General features: G+C 61.6%; 19 protein-coding genes. All 19 read left to right on the top strand.

What is annotated here, in order from left to right; translation table 11 throughout:
• The first annotated feature begins 2 nt into the window (after positions 1-2).
• Complete coding sequence (locus tag AC1DU9_RS20825) at positions 3-1,853, top strand: IucA/IucC family protein (RefSeq protein ID WP_223458040.1); 1,851 nt, start codon at positions 3-5, stop codon at positions 1,851-1,853.
• Between the two features lie 13 nt (positions 1,854-1,866).
• Positions 1,867-3,111: an MFS transporter gene (locus AC1DU9_RS20820; protein ID WP_223458042.1), complete on the top strand. Its 1,245-nt coding sequence runs from the start codon at positions 1,867-1,869 to the stop codon at positions 3,109-3,111.
• Positions 3,112-3,126: 15 nt separating this feature from the next.
• A complete protein-coding gene (locus tag AC1DU9_RS20815) occupies positions 3,127-4,311 on the top strand; it encodes an aminotransferase class V-fold PLP-dependent enzyme (protein WP_477810729.1) in 1,185 nt (394 codons plus the stop codon).
• Between the two features lie 86 nt (positions 4,312-4,397).
• Positions 4,398-4,913, top strand: coding sequence for a sigma-70 family RNA polymerase sigma factor (locus AC1DU9_RS20810; RefSeq protein WP_223458047.1), 516 nt, complete (start codon positions 4,398-4,400; stop codon positions 4,911-4,913).
• On the top strand, positions 4,914-5,891 hold the full coding sequence (locus AC1DU9_RS20805) for a FecR domain-containing protein (protein ID WP_223458049.1): 978 nt from the start codon (positions 4,914-4,916) through the stop codon (positions 5,889-5,891).
• A gap of 98 nt (positions 5,892-5,989) precedes the next feature.
• Positions 5,990-8,404 (top strand): TonB-dependent siderophore receptor, encoded by a 2,415-nt coding sequence (locus tag AC1DU9_RS20800; RefSeq protein WP_477810728.1) that lies wholly within the window; start codon positions 5,990-5,992, stop codon positions 8,402-8,404.
• Positions 8,405-8,466: 62 nt separating this feature from the next.
• Positions 8,467-9,648, top strand: a complete 1,182-nt coding sequence (locus AC1DU9_RS20795; RefSeq protein ID WP_477810727.1) for an ABC transporter substrate-binding protein — start codon at positions 8,467-8,469, stop codon at positions 9,646-9,648.
• Positions 9,645-10,706 (top strand): FecCD family ABC transporter permease, encoded by a 1,062-nt coding sequence (locus AC1DU9_RS20790; RefSeq protein WP_223458055.1) that lies wholly within the window; start codon positions 9,645-9,647, stop codon positions 10,704-10,706. The genes AC1DU9_RS20795 and AC1DU9_RS20790 overlap by 4 nt, the downstream gene beginning before the upstream one ends.
• Positions 10,700-11,455: an ABC transporter ATP-binding protein gene (locus AC1DU9_RS20785; RefSeq protein WP_457265913.1), complete on the top strand. Its 756-nt coding sequence runs from the start codon at positions 10,700-10,702 to the stop codon at positions 11,453-11,455. The genes AC1DU9_RS20790 and AC1DU9_RS20785 overlap by 7 nt, the downstream gene beginning before the upstream one ends.
• Before the next feature lie 187 nt (positions 11,456-11,642).
• The gene (locus tag AC1DU9_RS20780; protein WP_458237590.1) at positions 11,643-12,314 is read left to right on the top strand and encodes a GntR family transcriptional regulator; all 672 of its coding nucleotides are present in this window, start codon (positions 11,643-11,645) and stop codon (positions 12,312-12,314) included.
• A 114-nt stretch (positions 12,315-12,428) separates the two neighbouring features.
• A complete protein-coding gene (locus AC1DU9_RS20775) occupies positions 12,429-13,361 on the top strand; it encodes a 4-hydroxyproline epimerase (protein ID WP_223458061.1) in 933 nt (310 codons plus the stop codon).
• Positions 13,358-14,473, top strand: coding sequence for an NAD(P)/FAD-dependent oxidoreductase (locus AC1DU9_RS20770; protein ID WP_477810726.1), 1,116 nt, complete (start codon positions 13,358-13,360; stop codon positions 14,471-14,473). Before AC1DU9_RS20775 ends, AC1DU9_RS20770 begins: the two co-directional genes overlap by 4 nt.
• Positions 14,466-14,702 (top strand): 2Fe-2S iron-sulfur cluster-binding protein, encoded by a 237-nt coding sequence (locus tag AC1DU9_RS20765; protein WP_477810725.1) that lies wholly within the window; start codon positions 14,466-14,468, stop codon positions 14,700-14,702. Before AC1DU9_RS20770 ends, AC1DU9_RS20765 begins: the two co-directional genes overlap by 8 nt.
• On the top strand, positions 14,699-15,958 hold the full coding sequence (locus AC1DU9_RS20760; protein WP_477810724.1) for an FAD-dependent oxidoreductase: 1,260 nt from the start codon (positions 14,699-14,701) through the stop codon (positions 15,956-15,958). Before AC1DU9_RS20765 ends, AC1DU9_RS20760 begins: the two co-directional genes overlap by 4 nt.
• 71 nt (positions 15,959-16,029) lie before the next feature.
• Positions 16,030-16,779 (top strand): AraC family transcriptional regulator, encoded by a 750-nt coding sequence (locus tag AC1DU9_RS20755; RefSeq protein WP_223458070.1) that lies wholly within the window; start codon positions 16,030-16,032, stop codon positions 16,777-16,779.
• 423 nt (positions 16,780-17,202) lie between these two features.
• Positions 17,203-18,021 carry an ABC transporter substrate-binding protein gene (locus tag AC1DU9_RS20750; RefSeq protein WP_046042020.1) on the top strand — a complete coding sequence of 273 codons (819 nt, stop codon included), beginning with the start codon at positions 17,203-17,205 and terminating at the stop codon, positions 18,019-18,021.
• A 10-nt stretch (positions 18,022-18,031) separates the two neighbouring features.
• A complete protein-coding gene (gene lhpI, locus AC1DU9_RS20745; protein WP_477810723.1) occupies positions 18,032-19,810 on the top strand; it encodes a cis-3-hydroxy-L-proline dehydratase in 1,779 nt (592 codons plus the stop codon).
• The gene (locus tag AC1DU9_RS20740; RefSeq protein WP_477810722.1) at positions 19,803-20,468 is read left to right on the top strand and encodes an amino acid ABC transporter permease; all 666 of its coding nucleotides are present in this window, start codon (positions 19,803-19,805) and stop codon (positions 20,466-20,468) included. Before lhpI ends, AC1DU9_RS20740 begins: the two co-directional genes overlap by 8 nt.
• A gap of 10 nt (positions 20,469-20,478) precedes the next feature.
• A partial coding sequence (locus tag AC1DU9_RS20735; RefSeq protein WP_477810721.1) for an ABC transporter permease subunit occupies positions 20,479-20,851 on the top strand: 373 nt, incomplete at its 3' end.

Genomic DNA, 20,851 nt, shown 5'->3' with positions numbered 1-20,851 from the left:
ATATGGATGACTTCAAGACACTGATCGCCTACTCCCGCAAAAACGCCATGCGCCGCTTGGTTCGCTGCCTTTTTGCGGAAAACATCCTCGACCGTTCGGCCCTGAGCTTTTCCGTCGAGGGCAACCAGGCCACTTACCCGCTCAAGGGCGGCCGCGCCCACCTGGCTTTCTCCGACATTGCCAAAGGCCCGGCCGACACGGTGGTCAATGACGGTGACGTGGTGCTGGTGACCGACGAAGGTGTGCGCCAGGTCATCACCAGCCATCAGGACATGCTGGATGTGCTGCGCGACAGCTTCGACTTCGAACCGACTGACGAAGGCGTGGCCGGGCTTAAATCCGACATGGAAAACAGCCTGACCAACGACGCTCACGCGCGTCGGCATCGCCAGCAATGGAACGCCCGACTGCAACAGGCCGCCAAGGATAAAGGGCTCAACAGCTTCACTGACTACCTGCGCCAGCACGCCAAGAACAAGGACGCCGCGATCCTGCTCGACCAGTGGGGTTCACTGGAAGGCCATCCGTACTACCCTACGTGGAAAGCCCGACCGGGCCTGACCGATGAGGAAGTCGAGCAACTGTCGCCCGAGTTCAACGCGCACGTGCCGCTGCGCATCGCCGCGTTGCGCGCCGACAACGCAAAAAGTGAAAGCATGCCTCACGTGACCAGTTACCACGACTGGTTCGCTGGCAACTTTGCGGCGCAATGGGAACAATGGAAAGCCTCGCTCAACAGCAAGGGCCTGGACGAAACCGAGTGGCTGCCGTTGCCGATTCACGCCTGGCACTTGCAGGCCTATGTGCTGAAGACCTTCGCGGCGCAAATCGAAGAAGGCATCCTGATCACCGACGGCCCGGACATCCCGACCCTGCCGACCATGTCCTACCGCACGATGATGCCGGTGCTGGACGAATGTGCGCCGCTGATCAAATTGCCAATCGCCGTATGGATGACCAGCGAGCTGCGCAGCCTGCAAGCCAAATCGATTCACATGGGGCCGCGCATCAGCACGGTGATCACCAGGATTCTGGAGGTCGAAAACGGCTTCGATCAGCGCCTGGAAATCTTCCCGGAAGAAATCGGTGTGCGTTACAAAAACGCGGTCACCCAGGACGATCATCCGGGCCGTCATTTGTCCGTGGTCTATCGCGCCAGTGCGCCAGCGTTCGAACGCAATGACGATTGCCTGCCGATTACCGTGGCCTCGCTGTTCACTCGTTTGCCCGGCAGTGGTCGGCCGTTGTTCACCGATCTGATCGAGCGTGATGGCGTGCGGGCCAATGCAGCACAGGTCGAGAGCTGGTTCCGCGAGTACGCCAAAGTGGTCACCCACCCGGTGGTGGCGATCTATTTGATGTACGGCATCGGCCTCGAAGCCCACCAGCAAAACACCATGGTGCTGTTTTCCCCCGACGGCAAAGCACGTAGTCTGCTGATCCGCGATTTCGGCGATGGCCGCACCTACGCGCCATGGCTGGAAGAACGTGGCTACAGCCTGCAACCGCATGTTCAGCCGGGTATTCTGCCGACGGTGTTCTGCGGTGATATCGAGCCGGTGCGCATGTTTGTGCTGGACGCGGCGTTCCTCACGCATCTGCACGAGATCGCCCTGTGGCTGACCAAGGAGTACGGCTTGAACAACACGCGGCTGTGGCAAGTCTTGCGCGAGGAAACCGACCTTGCCTTCGAGGCCGTGCGCGATCGTGTCTCGCCTGCAGTGTGGGAAACCGAGCACAAGGCGTTCGTCGAAGATCCATGGCCGACCCGATCGTTGTTGCGCATGCACTTGATGCAGTACAGCAACTATCGTTTGCAACACACCCTGACCAACCCGCTCGCTAGCGCTTAACCGAGGCTGACTCATGTCCCATGCAGGTGTCATCCAGGGTTCAAGAGTACGAATCCTGATTTATCTTCTATTTGCGATCCAGTTGGTGTCGATGGGGGCGATGGAAATGAGCGGGCCGTTCTGGCCTGTCCACCTGCGTGGGCTGACGACTTCGGAGTCGGTTTTCAGCTTCGCCAGCATCGCCGTGTACGTCGGGCCGATGCTGGGCATTATTCTGACCAGTGCATTCTGGGGCCGTATCGGTGATCGCTACGGCCACAAGTTGATGATGATCCGCGCCCTCGCCGGTTTGTCTTTGACTCAGCTTGGGCTGGCCCTGTTCACTGACATCTGGGTCATTCTGATCCTGCGTTTCCTGCAAGGCGCGTTCGCCGGCTACATCGCTCCGGCGCAGGCGTATGGCGTCAGCATTGAAGCGCCTTCGCGACGGGCGCGGCTGTTCGCCATTCTGCAAATCTCGACCAACGTCGGCTCACTGCTGGGTGCGGTAGTCGGTGGTTTGATCCTCGATTACGCGACGTTCTTCTGGATCAACATCATCGCCTCGGCGTTGTGTGCGGTGTGCACCGTGATCGCCGCCGTGACCTTGCCGGATGTGCCGCCGGTGAAGAAAGCAGTGGTCGCGGACAAGACCGTGCCGGCCAGCCGTTCCGGCAACCTCTGGCAAGGTTCGCCGTTGCTGTCGCTGCTCGGCGTGATGGGCATTCTGTTGCTGGCGCGGATGCTGCCACAGACGTCGTTCTCGCTGTATGTCAGCTCGGTGTTCGAGGTCAGCAATTCAGTGGTCGGCCTGTGCTACGGCTTGCTGGCGCTGGGTTTCATTCTGTCGGCCACTTCGTGGTCGCGTTATTTCGAACACCGTGGCCAGCAAGACACTTTGCAGCGCATGACCTACGTCGTCATCGGTTGCATCGTCCTCACCGCCGTGGCGGGCATCACCCGTAATCCGGTGGTGTTCGTCATCGCCTACTTTATCTGGGGCGTATTGCTGGGTGCGACCACGCCGGTGTTGATGGCGCTGATATCGAAAACCGCCGACAGCTCGCAGCAGGGCCATGTGCTGGGAATCGCACAGGGCACCGCGCAATTTGCCTCGATTGCAGGGATCTCAGCCGGCGGTCTGCTCAGTCAGGTCTACGGTTTGCAGTACACCTATCTGTTCGTTTGCCTGGCCTACGTCGTGGCGCTGATCCCGATTGTTGCGCTGCGTTACTGGCCTGCGGTGATGCAACCGAGTCCTGCCCCGCCCGGGGATTGATCAAGGAGCCAGCTTTTGAACATTGAACAACTGCGTGCCGACACACCCGCCGTCGCGCAACTGATCCACTTCAACAATGCCGGCGCGGCGCTGATGCCGGCGCCGGTGATCGAAACCATGACCCGCCACATTCAGCTTGAAGCGAGTCTCGGCGGGTATGAAGCGGCCGGGCAGCAATCGGCCGAAGTGGACAATGTCTATGGCGCCATCGCGCGCCTGATCAACGCGCAACCCGATGAAATCGCGGTGATCGAAAACGCGACGCGCGCCTGGGACATGGCGTTCTACTCATTGCCGCTGCAACCCGGCGATGTGGTGCTGACGTCGACTACCGAGTACGCCGGCAACTACATTCCTTATCTGCAATTGAAGCAGCAGTGCGGCATCGAGATTCGCGTCATTCCCAACGATGAGCACGGCCAGGTCTCGTTATCGGCGCTCAAGGATATGCTCGACGACGATCGGGTTGCGCTGATCTCCCTGCCCGTGATCGCCACCAACGGCGGGCCGGTGCAACCCATCGAGCAGATCGGCGCCCTCGCCCGCACGGCGGGTGTGCTGTTTTTGCTCGATGCTTGCCAGGGGGTTGGGCAGATGCCGATCGATGTGCAGAAAATCGGTTGCCACATGCTCGCCGCYACCAGCCGCAAATACTTGCGCGGGCCGCGAGGGATGGGATTTTTGTATGTCGAAAGATCGCTGTGCCAGAAGCTGGTGCCAGCGTTTCTCGACCTGCATGCGGCGTCTTTGCAAACCGCGGACGCGTTCAAAATCCGCCCCGACGCACGGCGTTTCGAAAACTGGGAGTGTAATGTCGCCGCCAAACTGGGCCTCGGGGCAGCGGTGGAATACGCACTGGCCCAAGGCATCGAACCGATGTGGCTGCGGATTCAGCATCTGGCGGATTATCTGCGCCAGCGACTGGCAGATATCCCGGGCGTGACGCCGCGAGACCTGGGGGCGGTCAAATCCGGCATCGTTACCTTCACTCATTGCAATAGCAGCGCCGCGCAGGTTCAGCAGTGGCTGGCCAGTCAGGAAAAACGCATCAACGTCACCACCTCGACGTTCCGCTCAACCCTGCTCGACATGCAGCACAGGAACTTGCCGGAGGTCAGCCGCGCGTCGCTGCATGCGTACAACACCGAGGCGGAAATCGACACGATGATTACTGCGCTGCGTCGTCAGCCGCGAGTCTGAACAGGACAACAATCGGCGCTTGCGTCGCAGCGGGTTTGTAAACTAGCATTGGGAATACTTCTCAATTGCATAAAAAATCTGCAGCCATGAGCGAAACCCTTCCCGCGAATAATGACAATCACCTGCGCGCGATCGAAGCCCTGTACAGCGGCCATCACGGCTGGCTGTACGCGACGCTGAGGAAAAAACTGGGTAACGCCATGGATGCGGCGGATCTGGCGCAGGACACTTTCACCCGCATCCTCGCGTCCCGGGTCACCGTCATCGAGCAACCTCGCGCGTACCTGAGCTGCGTGGCCAAAGGCATTCTGGTCAACTGGTATCAGCGCAAGGCACTGGAACGCGCCTACCTCGATGCCCTCGCTCATGTGCCCGCGCCGCAAGTGCCTTCGCCGGAACTGCGTTTCATGGTGCTGGAGACCCTGCACGAAATCGACGCGATGCTCGACGCCCTGCCACCGCTGGTCAAACGCGCATTCCTGCTGTCGCAGATCAGCGGCCTGAAATACGACGACATCGCCGAGCAATTGGGCGTTTCGCTGATCACCGTCAAACGCTACATGAAGCAAGCCTTCGTGCAGTGCCTGTTGCTGGTGGAATGAATGCTCGCACGGCGCAATGAACCGCACCTCGACCACCAGGCCCTTGAAGAAGCGGCCGACTGGTTGATCCGCATGAGTGAAAGCGAACTCAGTGACACCGAACGTGCCGAATGGGAGTGCTGGAAAGTCAGCACGCCCGAACGCAGCAGAGCCTGGTCGCGCGCGCAGTTGTTGCAAACCAAACTCGGCGGTTTGCCACCGTCGCTGGCCATGTCGGCACTCGATCGCCCAAGCAGCTCGGAACGGCGCGCGGCGCTGGGCAAACTGGCGATGATTCTGGCGATCCTGCCAGCCGGTTGGGGCAGCTGGAAACTGGCCGAATCGCAGCAGTGGTCCGCCGACTATCACACGGCCGTCGGTCAGCAGCGCGAACTGACTCTGGCCGATGGCTCGAAAATCACCTTGAACACCGACACCGCCATCGACGTGCTGTTCGACGCCAATCAACGCCTCATCCACCTGCGCGAAGGCGAAATACTGGTGCAAACCGCACCGGACATTTCCCCGATCGCCCGCCCCTTTCTGGTCAGCACCCGTCAGGGCCGCATGCAGGCATTAGGGACGCGGTTTACCGTTCGAGAACTGCAACCTCGCACTCACCTTGCCGTGCTGGAAGGCGCGGTGAAAGTCGAACTCGCGCAAAATCGCCAAAGCACACCCCTGATCGTCAATGCCGGTCAACGCACCGACTTTTCTTCCCACACGCTTGGCCAGCTCAGCGTCGCCGACCACTACGTCGGCGCCTGGACCCAAGGCATGCTGATGGCGGACAAAATGCGCCTGGCCGATTTCGTCGCCGAACTGACGCGCTATCGCCGTGGCTTCGTGCGTCTCGATCCGGCGCTTGCCGATCTGCGCATTTCCGGCGCCTACCCCATCAGCGACAGCCAGCGCACGTTGAACATGCTGGCGCAAACCTACCCGATTCTCGTCAGCGGCCATTTGAATGGCTACTGGGTCATGCTCTCCCCGGCCTGAGTCAAAAAAATATTTACCGAGCCGGTGATACTTTTTTTGATCTCGACTGGCTACAGGGGAGAAACACTTTTGCGTCCTGTTCATAGGCTCATTCATCCATGCTTGCTGCACGCCTCCTGCGCCCGGATCGTCAGTTCAAACCAGTTGTTCGCAGTGCGTTGCTAAGGCTTGTCCTGATCGGTGCCGTTTGCCCGTTTGCCTTGGCCGTCGTGCCGGTGCAACTGGACTCTGTCGCGGTCCGCGCCTACAACATCCCCGCCGGGCCACTGGGTGCCACTCTGTCGAGCTTCGCGGTGGACGCCGGCATTGCTCTGTCGTTCCAGCCATCGTTGCCCGAAGGCCTGACCAGTCCTGCGCTGATCGGCAATTTCTCTACCCAGGAGGCGGCCAATCGTTTGCTGGAAGGCAGTGGCCTGGACATGGTTTTACGCAGCGACGGCAGCTACACACTGGTCCCGCGCCGGGTGACACTGGATGAAACGGCCGTCATCGGCACTGAAAAGCGCGCCGAATCTTTGCCGCAGGTGTATGCCGGCGGCCAGGTGGCCAATGGCGGACGATTGGGCATTCTGGGCAATACCGATGTGATGGACGCGCCTTTCAGCGTCAGCACCTACACTTCGGCACTGATCAAGGATCAACAGGCAGTCACCGTCGGCGACGTGCTGGAGCGCGATTCATCGGTACGTTCCACTGGCCAGACCGGGGGGATTGTCGACTCGTTCTTCATCCGTGGCTTTCCCGTCGGCGAAGGCAATTTGGGGGAACTGGCATTCGACGGCGTGTACGGTGTGGCGCCCAACTACCGGGTGTTCACCGAATACGCCGAGCGTATCGAACTGGTCAAAGGCCCCGGTGCCCTGCTCTATGGCATGTCACCCAACAACGCGGTCGGCGGCGTCATCAACGTGGTGCCCAAGCGCTCCCTCGATGAAGACCTGACCCGTTTCACCACCAGTTACGTCATGGACTCGCAGCTCGGTGGACACCTCGATGTCAGTCGGCGTTTCGGTGAAGAACGCCGCCTCGGCGTGCGCATCAACGGCAGCACACAACTGGGAGATACGGTGATCGACGATCAATCGCGCCATGTCGATATCGGCGCCATTTCCCTCGATTATCAGGGCGAACGCCTGCGCACCACCTTTGATTGGCTCAACCAGAAAGAAAGCTTCGACGCTGCCTCACGACCGTTTCTGATCGCTTCGGGCGTGGACATTCCCTCGGCCGCCAACGGCCGGACCAATGTCAGTCAGGATTGGGGTTGGTCGACAACCCGTGACAAATCGGCGTTGCTCAGCGGCGAATACGACCTCAGCGACACCCTGACCGTGTTTGCCCACGCGGGCGGCGGCAAATCGGATGTTGCGCGGATGTCCGACCAGACCCCGACCATTATCAACGCCGCTGGCGACACCTCGTCGATCCCCGGTTACTACAAGTTCGAAGTCGAGCGTTACACCGTCGACGCCGGTGCGCGCCTGCGTTTCGACACCGGGCCGATCAGTCATCGCACGGCTTTGCAGGTCAGTCGTTACCGCGACGTGTTGTCTCGCGGGATCATTTCCGGCGCGCCGATCCTCTCCAATATTTACCATCCGGTGGATCGCCCGAAGCCTTGCATCCCCAAGCCGGACACGCCAAAAGTGTCCGAGAGCGAACTGACCGGCGTGGCGCTGGCTGACACGCTGTCGATTCTGGATGACCGTGCACAGATGATCCTCGGCATGCGCAAACAGAACATCAAATCCGCCAACTACAATGCGTCCGGCGTCGTCACCACGTCCTACGATGACGGCCGAACCACACCGTTGTTCGGTGCAGTGCTCAAGCCCTGGGATCACGTTTCGTTCTACTACAACTACATTGAAGGCCTGAGCAAAGGCGACATCGCGCCCTCCACCGCTTCCAATGCCGGCGAAATTTTCGCCCCTTACGTTTCCCGCCAGCATGAACTCGGGGTCAAGGCCGACTATGGCACCTTCACCTCCACCCTCAGCCTGTTTCAGATCACCAAACCCAGCGGCGAACTGACCAGCGGGGTGTTTTCGGTCCAGGGCGAACAACGCAATCGCGGGCTCGAGCTGAATGTATTCGGCGAAGTCACTCCGGGCACTCGTGTGCTCGGTGGTGTGACCCTGCTCAATGCCGAACTGACCAAAACCGGCGTGGCCGCCAACCGTGGCAATAAACCGGTCGGCGTACCCGAAGTTCAGGCCAACCTCTGGGCCGAATGGGACACCTCGTGGGTCGCAGGCCTGACGTTGACCGGTGGCGCTATCCACACCGGCAGCCAGTACGTGAATCAGGCCAACACGCAAAAACTGGATGACTGGACCCGTTTCGATGTCGGCGCACGTTACACCACCCGCATCGATGAACGACCGACCACGTTCCGCGCCACCGTGCAGAACGTGTTCGACCACGAATACTGGTCGGGCGTCGCCTCTTATGGCGCGTTCTCCCAAGGTTCACCGCGCACCTTATTACTGTCGGCGACTGTCGATTTCTGAAACGTTCAGCCCGGTGGCGGTGTGAACCGTTGGCCGACCTGACTTTTGCAAAGGCTTTGACCATGGTGACTTTTGATCGACGCAGCTACGCTTTTGCTGCGCTGTTACTGGCAGGACTGCTGAGCCTGTTTTCCCTGGCGTCACGCAGTGCCAACGCCACCGAAGCGGATGCGGCGCGCACCGAGGTGACCGATTTACTGGGGCGCAAGGTCAAGGTTCATTTGCCAGTCAGACGGGTCATCCTCGGTGAAGGCCGGCAGTTGTATCTGGTCGCCGCCCTCGACACACAAAACCCGATCGAGCGCATCGTCGGCTGGCGCAAGGATCTGATCCAGTCGGACCCGGACACCTACAACGCCTACCTGCGAAAATTCCCCGGCATCGCCAAAATTCCCACCTTCGGCGGGTTTGAGGACGGCACTTTCGACATCGAGCAGGCCATCTCGCAGCGCCCGGACGTGATCATCCTCAACATCGAGGCGCAGCACGCCACCGAAGATGCGCGCTACATCGAAAAGCTCGACGCCCTGGACATCCCGGTGGTGTACGTCGATTTTCGCAACAATCCGATCCAGAACACCGAGCCGACCATGCGCCTGTTCGGCCAACTGTTCGGCAAGGAACAACGCGCCGAAGCCTTCATCGATTTCCGCAACCAGCAGATTCATCGCGTCACCGACATCATCGAGAAACAACACCCGCCCCGCCCCAGCGTGTTCATTGAGCGCATCGGCGGCTACACCGATGATTGCTGCCTGAGTTTCGGCAACGAGAACTTTGGCCTGTTCGTCGATATGGCCGGTGGCGACAACATTGCCCGCCGCATCATTCCGTCCACGTTCGGCCAGTTGAACCCCGAGCAAGTCGTCGTTGCCAATCCTGCGCACGTAGTGGTCACCACCGCCAACTGGGAAGCTTTTGCCCCCGGCGGCCACTGGGTCGGCGTCGGTCCGGGCGCGGACATGACACAAGCCAGGAAAAAACTCGCGTGGTACACCCAGCGTCCGGCCTATGCCGGCATCAAGGCCCAGGACAATCAAGCCTTCCATGCCATCTGGCATCAGTTCTACAACAGTCCTTACCAATTCGTCGCCATTGCGCAATTGGCGAAATGGTTCCATCCGGAGCTGTTTGCCGATCTCGATCCGGACGCGTCATTCCGTGAACTGCATGAGCGCTTCCTGCCGGTGCCGTATGAGTCAGGCTACTTTGTCAGCCTGCGCCAACCCGAGGTCAAGCCATGAGCTCATTGACCGACACCGTGGTTGTGCAGCGCGAAACCTACCGTCGTCTGGTGCTGCGTAAACGCCTGATTCTTTCCGGGCTGGTAATTCTGTTGATATGCAGCGTGCTGCTCGATCTGGCCCTGGGCCCGGCGAGCTACAGCCTCAGCGAAGTGCTCGGCGCACTGTTTTCGCCGGACAGCGCTTCACCGCAGGTGCGCGTGGTGATGTGGGATATCCGCTTGCCGGTGGCGTTAATGGCGGTTGCCGTTGGCGCGGCGTTGTCGCTGGCCGGCGCGCAGATGCAGACGATCCTCAACAACCCGTTGGCCAGCCCGTTCACCCTGGGTATTTCCGCCGCCGCCAGCTTCGGCGCGGCGTTGGGTTTGGCATTCGGCGTGGCGCTGTTCCCGCTGGCGGCGCAATTCATGGTGCCGCTGAACGCGTTCATCATGGCCATGCTGTCGGCGCTGCTGATTCACTTTCTGAGCATGCGTCGCGGCGTCACCGCCGAAACCATCGTGTTGCTCGGTATAGCGCTGGTGTTCACCTTCAATGCGCTGTTGGCGCTGGTGCAGTTCTTCGCCACTGAACAAGCCGTGGCCGCCGTGGTGTTCTGGACCATGGGCAGCCTGACCAAAGCTACGTGGCCGAAACTCGGCATTATCTGTCTGGTGATCCTGATCACCCTGCCGATATTCGCCAAACGCGCCTGGGCCCTCACCGCCCTGCGCCTGGGCGACGACAAGGCCGCCAGTTTCGGCATCAACGTACGCAGCCTGCGCTTTCAGACGCTGATCATGGTCAGCCTGCTCGCCTCGTTTCCCGTGGCGTTTGTCGGCACAATCGGTTTCATCGGGCTAGTCGGTCCGCACATCGCCCGTATGCTGATCGGTGAGGACCAGCGGTTTTTCCTGCCAGCCTCCTTGCTGACCGGCTCGTTGATTCTGTCGGCCAGCTCCGTGGTCAGCAAAACCCTGATCCCCGGCGCGATATTCCCCATCGGCGTGGTCACGTCGCTGATCGGCGTACCGTTCTTCATATCTCTGATTCTCGGCGGGAAGAAAAACTCATGGTGAAGCTGCAGCTGGAGAATCTCGGTGCCCGCTACGGCCAGCGCGAGATCATTCGTGATGTCTCGACGGCGACGTTTTTCGGCGGTCAGGTGGTCGCCGTAGTCGGGCCCAACGCTGCCGGCAAATCGACTCTGTTCAAGCGCATGGCCGGACTGATCGACGGCCCCGGACAGGTGATCTTGCAAGAGTCGAAAAGAGGCCCGACGGGCATCAGCTACATGCCCCAGGGTCTGAATGCCAGCGCCCGGTTGACGGTGTACGAGTCGGTGCTGCTGGCGCGCAAGCAACTGACGCCGGGCTGGGTCGTTCACGATGATGAATTGAAACTGGTCGATGAGATTCTCGCGGCGCTGGGCATCACCGAATTGTCCTTTCGCAACCTCGGTGAACTCAGCGGCGGTCAGCAACAGTTGGTGTCCATCGCACAAACCCTGGTGCGCGAACCGGAAATACTGCTGATGGATGAACCGACTAGCGCCCTCGACATGCATCGGCAGGTTCAGGTGCTGAACTTCATGCGCAGCCTGGCCCGAAAACGCGAGGTCATTGTGTTCATCGCCATCCACGACCTGAATCAGGCACTGCGTTTTGCCGATCAGGTTCTGGTGATTGCCGACGGCACCACGCAAGGCAGCGGCCCGAGTCACGAGGTGATTACCGAATCGATGCTGCGTAGCGTTTATAAGGTTGAGGCTCGGATTGAGCAGTGCAGTCGTGGGCAACGGCATATCGTGATTGACGATATTGTTTGATGGCTTGAATGATCACCCCGGAGCACCCGGTGTTCACGATGGTGGTACTGATTCTGCAGTTTTCCACCTGAAGTCATTGAGTAGCGGGTTGCATGACCGACATCGGGTGCATCGACGTCGAACCGGGGAAGATCAGCAAAAGAATTTCGTATACCCTAGCACTATCTCACTCCAAATGACCGCCGCCGTGAACCTGACCAAACTCAACGCCCCCGACCTTGGTAACACGCCTTCGACTTCGGAAATCATCACCCGCCATCTGCGGGATGCGATTGTCGCCGGGCATTTTGCCGAGGATGAGCCGATCCGCCAGGACGACATCGCCCGCCAGTTCAATGTCAGCAAGATCCCGGTGCGCGAAGCCCTCAAGCGGCTGGAGGCCGAAGGGTTGGTGATGTTCCAGCGCAATCGCGGGGCGATGGTCACGCGGGTTTCCGATGCGGAACTGGCGCAGATGTTCGAAGTGCGGATGTTGCTGGAGGACAAGATTCTGCGCCTGGCCATTCCGAACATGACCGAAGAGACCTTCGCCCGTGCCGAGCGCATCTGTCAGGAGTTCATCGGCGAGGACGACGTGGGGCGCTGGGCCGAGCTCAACTGGGAGCTGCATTCCTGCCTGTACGAGCCGGCGCAGCGACCGTTTCTGGTGAGTCTGATCCGTTCGGTCAACGACAAGCTGGAGCGTTATCTACGCATGCAGATGAGCTTGTCGGCCGGTAAGGAACGGGCCGATCACGAACACCGCGAGATCCTGGCGGCCTGCCGTGCCGGGGATGTGGACCTGGCTGTGAAGCTTCTGGACGAGCACATTGCCGGCGTCTGCACGACCCTGTTCGAGCACCTGCCCCACACCCGCTGACAGCTGCGGATGCTGTGCCGATTTCGTCATCGACACAGACTAAATCCATCAAGCCGACACCCCGCCGCACGGGCCACTCTTGCGTTCACTCAACCGAATGGACGTGGCCCTCCCATGAAACGCATCTCTGTGATCGACTCCCACACCGGCGGCGAACCGACCCGCCTGGTGACCGCCGGCTTTCCTGACCTGGGCACCGGCAGCATGGCCGAACGGCGCAAGGTATTAGCCGAACAGCATGATCAATGGCGCGCCGCCTGTGTGCTGGAACCCCGGGGCAGCGACGTACTGGTGGGCGCCCTGCTCTGCACGCCGGTGGACCCTGGCGCCTGTGCCGGGGTGATTTTCTTCAACAACACCGGTTATCTGGGTATGTGCGGCCACGGCACCATCGGCCTGGTGGCGTCGTTGGCGCACCTGGGCAAAATCGGCCCCGGCGTGCACAGCATCGAAACGCCGGTGGGCACGGTGCAGGCAACCCTGCACGAAGACCATTCGGTGAGCGTACGCAACGTGCCGGCCTACCGTTATCGCAAGGCGCTGGCGGTGCAGGTGCCGGGCATCGGCCAAGTGGTCGGTGATATCGCTTGGGGCGGCAACTGGTTTTTCCTGATCGCCGAGCATGGCCTGCGGGTGGCTGGCGACAACCTCGACGCGCTGACCGCTTACACCTTCGCCGTGCAGCAAGCACTGGAAGCCCAAGGCATTCGCGGTGAAGACGGCGGCTTGATCGATCACGTCGAGTTGTTCGCCGATGACGATCACGCCGACAGCCGCAACTTCGTGCTCTGCCCCGGCAAAGCCTACGACCGTTCGCCCTGCGGCACCGGCACCAGTGCCAAACTGGCATGCCTGGCGGCCGACGACAAGTTGCAACCGGGGCAGGTCTGGCGCCAGGCCAGCGTCATCGGCAGCGAGTTCGAGGGTTCCTACGAACTGCAGGGTGAGCGCATCGTGCCGACCATTCGTGGTCGTGCGTTCATCAGTGCCGAGGCGAGCCTGATCATCGAACAGGACGACCCGTTCGCCTGGGGCATTCGTCCATGAACGAGGGCCAGGTGGCCGATGTGATCGTGATCGGCGCCGGCATTATCGGCGCCGCCTGTGCCCAGGCGCTGGCCCGTCGCGGCTTGCAGGTACTGGTGCTGGACGCCGGCCTGCACGGCGCCACGGCCGCCGGCATGGGCCACTTGCTGGTACTCGACGACAACCCCGCCGAACTGGCCCTGAGTCAATATTCGTTGCAGCGCTGGCGCGAACTGGGCGCGGACCTGCCCGACAGCTGTGCCTACCGCTGCAACGGCACGCTGTGGCTGGCGGCGAATGCCGAAGAAATGGCGGTGGCCCACAGCAAATTCCTGAACCTGCAAGCCCGGGGCGTGGCTTGCGAACTGATCGGCGCCAGTGCCCTGCGCCAGCGCGAACCGGAACTGAGCGAAGGACTGGAAGGCGGCTTGCTGATCAATGGCGATGGCATTCTATACGCCCCGGCGACGGCCGGATGGATGCTCGAAACACCGAACATCCGCCAGCGCCGGGCACGGGTCAGTGCGGTCGATGGCAACCGCGTCTGCCTCGATGATGGTCACTGGTTGAGTGCCGATGCCGTGGTGTTGGCCAACGGTATTCAAGCCAACGAGCTGTGCCCGGAATTGCCCATCGAGCCGAAAAAAGGCCACTTGCTGATCACTGACCGCTACCCCGGCAGCGTCACCCACACGCTGGTGGAACTGGGTTACGTCACCAGTGCCCACAACGCCACGGGGCCGTCGACCGCCTGCAATATCCAGCCGCGCCCCACCGGGCAACTGTTCATTGGCGCCTCGCGGCAATTCGGCACCACCGACCCGCAGGTCGAAGGCTGGATGCTCGCGAAAATGCTCAAGCGTGCCGCCGAGTACATGCCGGGACTGGCGCGGCTCAATGGCATCCGTGCCTGGACCGGTTTTCGCGCCGCCAGCCCCGACGGCTTGCCGCTGGTGGGCCAACATCCACAACGGCAAGGCTTGTGGCTGGCAGTCGGTCACGAAGGACTGGGCGTAACCACGGCCCCTGGTACCGCCGATCTACTGGTGGCGCAACTGTTCAACGAAACCCCGCCACTGGCCGCACAACCTTATCTGCCCCAGCGCTTTCTCGGAGAACCGGTCTATGCCTGAATTGTTGCTGGACGGCCACGCCCTGAAAGTCGCCGAAGGCACCAGCGTCGCAGCTGCCCTGGCGTTGGCCAGTGACGGCTGCACGCGTACCTCAGTCAGCGGTCAGCGCCGTGCGCCGCTGTGCGGCATGGGCATTTGCCAGGAATGCCGGGTGACCATCGATGGCCGGCGTCGCCTGGCTTGCCAGACCCTGTGCCGTGACGGCATGCAGGTGGAGACCCACCCATGAATGAATACGCTGATCTGTTGATCATTGGCGCTGGCCCTGCCGGGATGAGCGCCGCCCTTGCCGCCGCCCCCAGCGGCGCCCGCATCGTCATGCTCGACGACAACCCGCTGCCGGGCGGACAAATCTGGCGCGACGGACCTCAAGCCAACGTGCCAGGTCCGGCCCGGCGCCTGCGCGAGCGTCTGGCGTCGTGCAACAACATCCGCCATCACGCCTGTACTCGGGTGATCGCCGCCCCCGGCGCGAAACAACTGCTGGTGGAAGATGACGACCATGGCTGGTTGATCAGCTACGACAAACTGATTCTGTGCACCGGCGCCCGTGAATTGCTGCTGCCCTTCCCCGGCTGGACCCTGCCGGGTGTCACCGGTGCGGGTGGTTTGCAGGCGCTGATCAAGGCCGGTTTGCCGGTGCAGAACGAGCGCGTGGTGATCGCCGGCAGCGGCCCGCTGTTACTGGCCAGTGCCGCCACCGCCAAACAGCATGGCGCGCAAGTGCATCGCATCGCCGAACAAGCCAGCCGCAGCGCTGTCGCCGGTTTCGCCGCGCAACTGCCGCGCTGGCCCGGAAAATGGCTGCAATCGTTCAGCCTGTTCGACCACCACTACCGCACCGCCACCCACGTATTGGCGGCGCTTGGCACCGACCGAGTGGAAGGCGTGCGCCTGCAACAACAAGGCAACATCGTCGAACTGGAATGTGATCGGCTGGCCTGTGGATTCGGGTTGATTGCGAATATCCAGTTGGGTCAGGCACTGGGTTGCGCCATCGAAGATCAAGCCATCGCGGTGGATGCCTGGCAGGCCAGCAACCGCGCCGATCATTATGCGGCGGGCGAATGCACAGGGTTCGGCGGCAGTGAGCTGGCCTTGGTGGAAGGTGCGATTGCCGGCCACGCAGCGGTCGGCAATCTGCAAGCCGCCAGGCAATTGTGGCCGCGCCGGGCGCGCTGGCAGGGTTTCGCCAAGGCGCTGAACAGCGCGTTTGCCCTCGACCCACGACTCAAGTCCCTGGCCCAACCCGACACCCTGGTATGCCGCTGCGAAGACGTGCCCTACGCGGCATTGACCGGTCACTCTGACTGGCGCGAAGCCAAACTCGCCAGTCGCTGCGGCATGGGCGCCTGCCAGGGCCGGGTGTGTGGCGGCGCAGTGCAGCATTTGTTTGGTTGGCAGCCCCCGGCACCGCGCCCACCCTTCAGCCCGGCGCGGATCGAAACCTTGATGTCCCTGGACGATACCCCGCCAGCGTGTTGACCACGCCAGGGGTTTCGGCCACGCTGCCGAGTCTCTATGATCCCGGGGGTCACCCTCAGACCCCCGGCGCCATGTATCCCTCGCTCACCACCTTTAATCCTTGCGATCTGCCGACGCTGCTGAACAGCCTTCAGCCCATCGCGCCGTTGCTCGATACCCTGTCGGACGTGGTGTTTTTCATCAAGGACTGCGAGGCCCGCTACGCCTTCGTCAACCAGACCCTGGCCCGGCGTTGTGGCTTCAAACACAGGGACGAGCTGCTGGGGCGCACCGCCGAAATGGTCTTCCCGGAACGCTTCGGTCCGCTGTACACCGAGCAGGATCGGCGAGTGCTGTCCAGCGGTCGTGAACTGGCCGATCAGCTGGAGCTGCATTTGTATTATGGCAATCAGCCGATCTGGTGCCTGACCCACAAACTCGCCTTGAAGGATGAACAGGGTCGAATCGTGGGCCTGGCCGGTATCTCCCGCGACCTGCAATCGCCGCAGTCGAACCATCCGGCGTTCCAGAAACTCGCCGCCGTGGATGCCCATATCCGCCGCCACTTCGCCCGCTCCATCAGCCTCGCCGAACTGACCGCCATCGCTGGCTATTCCGTGGCGCAATTGGAGCGGCACTGCAAACGGGTGTTCCAGCTCACCCCACGGCAAATGATTCACAAGGCGCGCCTGGAAGAAGGTTCGCGGTTGTTACTGCACACCGAGTTGCCGATTACCGAGATTGCCTTGCGCTGTGGTTACACCGACCACAGTGCCTTCAGCCGGCAGTTTCGGGCGCTGACCAGTTTGTCGCCGAGTCAGTATCGCGATAATCAGCGTTAGGCGGGAGATGAAGAGTGTTCTTCCGGGCCTCATCGCGAGCAAGCTCGCTCCCACAGGGGATCGCATTTACCTTGCGCACGAGGTCAATTGTGGGAGCGAGCTTGCTCCGGGCGGCGCTCCGACGATGAGGCCAGCCCATCCACCACAAAACCTGCAATGAACCGATAAACAGGCACGCACCTCTCACCTGCAGTGTTCCTTAAAGGTGCGCCCACACACCCATTGCTCCCATCTGTAACACTGCCATCGTTTGCCCAGGCTTCCACTCTCCCGCCCGTTGCTCCCCCGCAAGACCTCTACTTCAAGGCCTGACGATTTATTCACCGTCAAAACTGGAATCGGGCACGTTGATTGCTATTGCTAATATCGTATACGAAATCCCCAATACGATATTCAACAGCACTTCACATCAACGAGGCCTCTATGAAAAACCCCGCATTTGCCGTAGCCCTCAGCGCTGTCCTCAGTACCTCCTTCATCGCCACTGCCCAGGCCGACAAGCTCGACGACATCATCGGTTCGGGCAAGCTGCGCTGCGCCGTGACCCTGGACTTCCCGCCCATGGGCTTTCGCGATGCCAGCAACTCGCCGGCCGGCTTCGATGTGGACTATTGCCGCGACCTGGCGAAGATCCTCGGGGTCGAGGCCGAAGTGGTGGAAACGCCGTTCCCGGATCGCATTCCGGCACTGGTCTCCGGGCGGGCTGACGTGATCGTCGCGTCCACCTCCGACACCCTCGAACGCGCCAAGACCGTTGGCCTCACCGTGCCCTACTTTGCCTTCCAGATGGTGGTGCTGACCCGCGACGACACCGGCATCAACGGCTTCGACGACCTCAAGGGCAAAGCGGTGGGCAACACCAGCGGCACCTATGAGGCCATCGCCCTGGAGAAAGATGTGAAGAACTGGGGTTCGGGCAGTTTCCGAGCCTACCAGTCGCAGAGCGATACCCTGCTAGCCGTCGCCCAAGGCCACATCGATGCCACTGTGGTCACCAACACCGTGGCCGCCGCCACCCTCAAGTCGGGCAAATACAAAAACCTGAAAGTCGCCGGTAACGCCCCGTACGTCATCGACTACGTGTCCCTGGGTGCCAAGCGCAGCGAGTTCGGCCTGCTCAACTACCTCAACCTGTTCGTCAACCAACAGGTGCGCACCGGTCGCTACAAGGAGCTGTTCGTTAAATGGGTCGGCACCGAGATCCCGCCGACCAACCTGACCGTGCCTCAGGTCTACTACTGAGATGTCCGGCATGCCTGGGCCAATGTCTCTGACCGGGCGCAGCCTGGTGACGGGTGCCGCGCAAGGCGCCCTGCTGTTCGCCGATGTCGGCTTGAGTTTCTGGGGCGGCGTCGATCCCGGCACGGGGGAAGTCATCGACCGCCATCACCCGCTCAGCGGCCAACACCTGGCCGGCCGCGTGCTGGCGATTCCCAGTGGTCGCGGCTCGTGCACCGGCAGCAGTGTGTTGATGGAACTGATCAGCAACGGCCATGCACCGGCGGCATTGGTGCTGGCCGAAGCCGACGAGATCCTGACCTTGGGCGTGCTGGTGGCGCAGACCATTTTTGCCCGTTCCCTGCCGGTGCTGTGCATCGGTTGGGAGGCCTTCGCCGCCTTGCGCGGCCAGGCCTTCGCCCGGGTCGAAAATACAACGCTGAGCCTGTTCGACCACCTGCCGGGCGACGCCTGGCAGGCGCTCGACAGCCCATTACCAAACTCTGACAGCACCGCCTCGATCAGGCTCACCGAGCACGATCGGGCGCTGCTCGATGGCCGGCATGGCAAGGCCGCGCAAATGGCCATGCAGATCGTCCTGCGTATGGCCGAACTGCAGGGTGCCGAGCACTTGGTGGATGTCACTCAAGCACACATCGACGGCTGCATTTACACCGGACCTGCGAGCCTGCGCTTTGCCGAGCAACTGGTGCAATGGGGAGCAAAAGTGCGAGTGCCCACCACCCTCAATTCAATTTCCGTCGACCAGCGCCGTTGGCGCGAACTGGGTATCGACCCGGCACTGGGGGAACCGGCCAGTGCCTTGGGCGATGCCTATATGGCGATGGGCGCACAGCTCAGTTTCACCTGCGCGCCGTACCTGCTCGACACGGCACCGAAGGCTGGCGAGCAAATCGTCTGGGCGGAATCCAACGCAGTGGTCTACGCCAACAGCGTGCTCGGTGCACGCACCCTGAAATACCCGGATTACCTGGACATCAGCATCGCCCTCACCGGTCGCGCGCCCCTGATCGGCTGCCACCTGGACGCGCAACGCAAGGCCCGGTTGCAGATCGAGTTGCCTGCCCTCGGCGAACTGGACGATGCCTTCTACCCGCTGCTGGGTTACCACATTGGTGCCCTGGCCGGCAGTCGCGTGCCGCTGGTGCTGGGACTGGAAAAACGCAAGCCGAGCCTGGACGACCTCAAAGCCTTTGGCGCGGCCTTCGCCACCACCTCCGCGGCGCCACTGTTCCACATCGCCGGGGTCACCCCGGAGGCCATTGACCCGTCGCAGGTGCTGGATGCGGACACTTCCATTGCCGTGGAAAAAATCCGCCTGAAGGACCTGCTGTCGAGTTGGCGCGAACTCAACAGTGCTGGCGATAACCGGGTGGATGTGGTGTCGCTGGGTAACCCGCACTTCTCCCTCAGCGAGTTCGCTCACCTGGCGCGACTGTGCCGGGGACGACAAAGACACCCGGATGTGGTGCTTGCCATCACCTGCGGCCGTGCCGTGCTGGAGCAGGCCCGCAAGGCCGGGCACATCGCCGTGATCCAGGCGTTTGGCGCGACCCTGGTCACCGACACCTGCTGGTGCATGCTCGGCGAACCCGTAATCCCCCTGGCGGCTAAAACCCTGATGACCAACTCGGGCAAATACGCCCACTACGCACCGGGCCTGGTCGGCCGCAAGGTGCACTTCGCCAGCCTTGCCGAATGCGTCGACGCGGCCAGTACCGCAACGGCCAGCGGACGTTTGCCGGCCTGGTTACAACCTGCTGCCCTACTGGAGAGCCCTGCGCATGTTTGACTACAGCTTCCAATGGCGTTCCGCCCTGCGCGCCCTGCCGGACATGCTTGCCGGTGCCATCGTCACCTTCGAAACCGCCGCGCTGTCGATGATCTTCGGCGTGCTGATCGCCCTGGCCCTGACGGTGATGCGCGAGGCCAGACACCCATTACTGCGCGGGTTCGGCAACGGTTGGGTATCGATTGCCCGCAACACCCCGTCGCTGTTCCAGATCTACATCCTCTACTTCGGCCTCGGCTCGCTGAACCTGCACGTCAGTTCCTGGTTCGCCCTGCTGGCCGGGATCATCTTCAACAATGCAGGGTATCTGGCGGAGAACTTTCGCGGCGGCCTCAAAGCGGTTCCCCACACACAAGTGCGTGCGGCGCGTTCCCTCGGCATGAGTGCCTTCCAGGCCTATCGCATGATCATCGTCCCGCAACTGCTGCGGATCGTGTTCTACCCGCTGACCAATCAGATGGTCTGGGCGGTATTGATGACGTCGCTGGGGGTGATCGTCGGGCTAAACAATGACCTGACCGGTGTGACCCAGGAATACAACGTCAAAACCTTCCGCACCTTCGAATACTTCGCCATCGCAGCGGGGCTGTATTACCTGATTGCCAAGGCGATCGTTGCGGCAGCCCGGCTGATGGCCTGGCGGTTGTTCCGTTACTGAGGAGCTGTCCATGTTTTCCACCGATTTTTCCTCGAATGACCTGATGTTCCTGCTCAACGGTGCGTGGGTCACGATGCAACTGACGTTCTGGTCGATCATTCTCGGCTCCTTGGCCGGGTTGTTCTTCGGCCTGCTGCGGGCCTTGTTGCCTCGGGCCAGCCTGCCGCTGGCGTGGGTGCTGGACGTGTTTCGCAGCGTGCCGTTGCTGATCCAGTTCGTGCTGTTCAACTCGCTCAAAAGCATCGTCGGTTTGAACATCAGTGCCTTCAGCGTCGGCTGCATTGTGCTGGGGGTGTATGCCGCGGCGTACTTCACCGAAATCGTGCGCGCCGGCGTGTTGGCGGTACCGTTCACCGTGCGTCGGGCCAGTCGTTCGTTAGGGC

The organism is Pseudomonas sp. P4_C1 (assembly GCF_056402155.1).
This window is presented reverse-complemented; position numbering and strand designations above follow the sequence as displayed.

Bases quoted from the DNA above. Each gene is read 5' to 3' on its own strand.
- AC1DU9_RS20825 (WP_223458040.1), top strand. From the start codon at position 3: ATGGATGACTTCAAGACACTGATCGCCTACTCCCGCAAAAACGCCATG.
- AC1DU9_RS20820 (WP_223458042.1), top strand. From the start codon at position 1,867: ATGTCCCATGCAGGTGTCATCCAGGGTTCAAGAGTACGAATCCTGATT.
- AC1DU9_RS20810 (WP_223458047.1), top strand. From the start codon at position 4,398: ATGAGCGAAACCCTTCCCGCGAATAATGACAATCACCTGCGCGCGATC.
- AC1DU9_RS20805 (WP_223458049.1), top strand. From the start codon at position 4,914: ATGCTCGCACGGCGCAATGAACCGCACCTCGACCACCAGGCCCTTGAA.
- AC1DU9_RS20800 (WP_477810728.1), top strand. From the start codon at position 5,990: ATGCTTGCTGCACGCCTCCTGCGCCCGGATCGTCAGTTCAAACCAGTT.
- AC1DU9_RS20795 (WP_477810727.1), top strand. From the start codon at position 8,467: ATGGTGACTTTTGATCGACGCAGCTACGCTTTTGCTGCGCTGTTACTG.
- AC1DU9_RS20790 (WP_223458055.1), top strand. From the start codon at position 9,645: ATGAGCTCATTGACCGACACCGTGGTTGTGCAGCGCGAAACCTACCGT.
- AC1DU9_RS20785 (WP_457265913.1), top strand. From the start codon at position 10,700: ATGGTGAAGCTGCAGCTGGAGAATCTCGGTGCCCGCTACGGCCAGCGC.
- AC1DU9_RS20775 (WP_223458061.1), top strand. From the start codon at position 12,429: ATGAAACGCATCTCTGTGATCGACTCCCACACCGGCGGCGAACCGACC.
- AC1DU9_RS20770 (WP_477810726.1), top strand. From the start codon at position 13,358: ATGAACGAGGGCCAGGTGGCCGATGTGATCGTGATCGGCGCCGGCATT.
- AC1DU9_RS20765 (WP_477810725.1), top strand. From the start codon at position 14,466: ATGCCTGAATTGTTGCTGGACGGCCACGCCCTGAAAGTCGCCGAAGGC.
- AC1DU9_RS20760 (WP_477810724.1), top strand. From the start codon at position 14,699: ATGAATGAATACGCTGATCTGTTGATCATTGGCGCTGGCCCTGCCGGG.
- AC1DU9_RS20755 (WP_223458070.1), top strand. From the start codon at position 16,030: ATGTATCCCTCGCTCACCACCTTTAATCCTTGCGATCTGCCGACGCTG.
- AC1DU9_RS20750 (WP_046042020.1), top strand. From the start codon at position 17,203: ATGAAAAACCCCGCATTTGCCGTAGCCCTCAGCGCTGTCCTCAGTACC.
- lhpI (WP_477810723.1), top strand. From the start codon at position 18,032: ATGCCTGGGCCAATGTCTCTGACCGGGCGCAGCCTGGTGACGGGTGCC.
- AC1DU9_RS20740 (WP_477810722.1), top strand. From the start codon at position 19,803: ATGTTTGACTACAGCTTCCAATGGCGTTCCGCCCTGCGCGCCCTGCCG.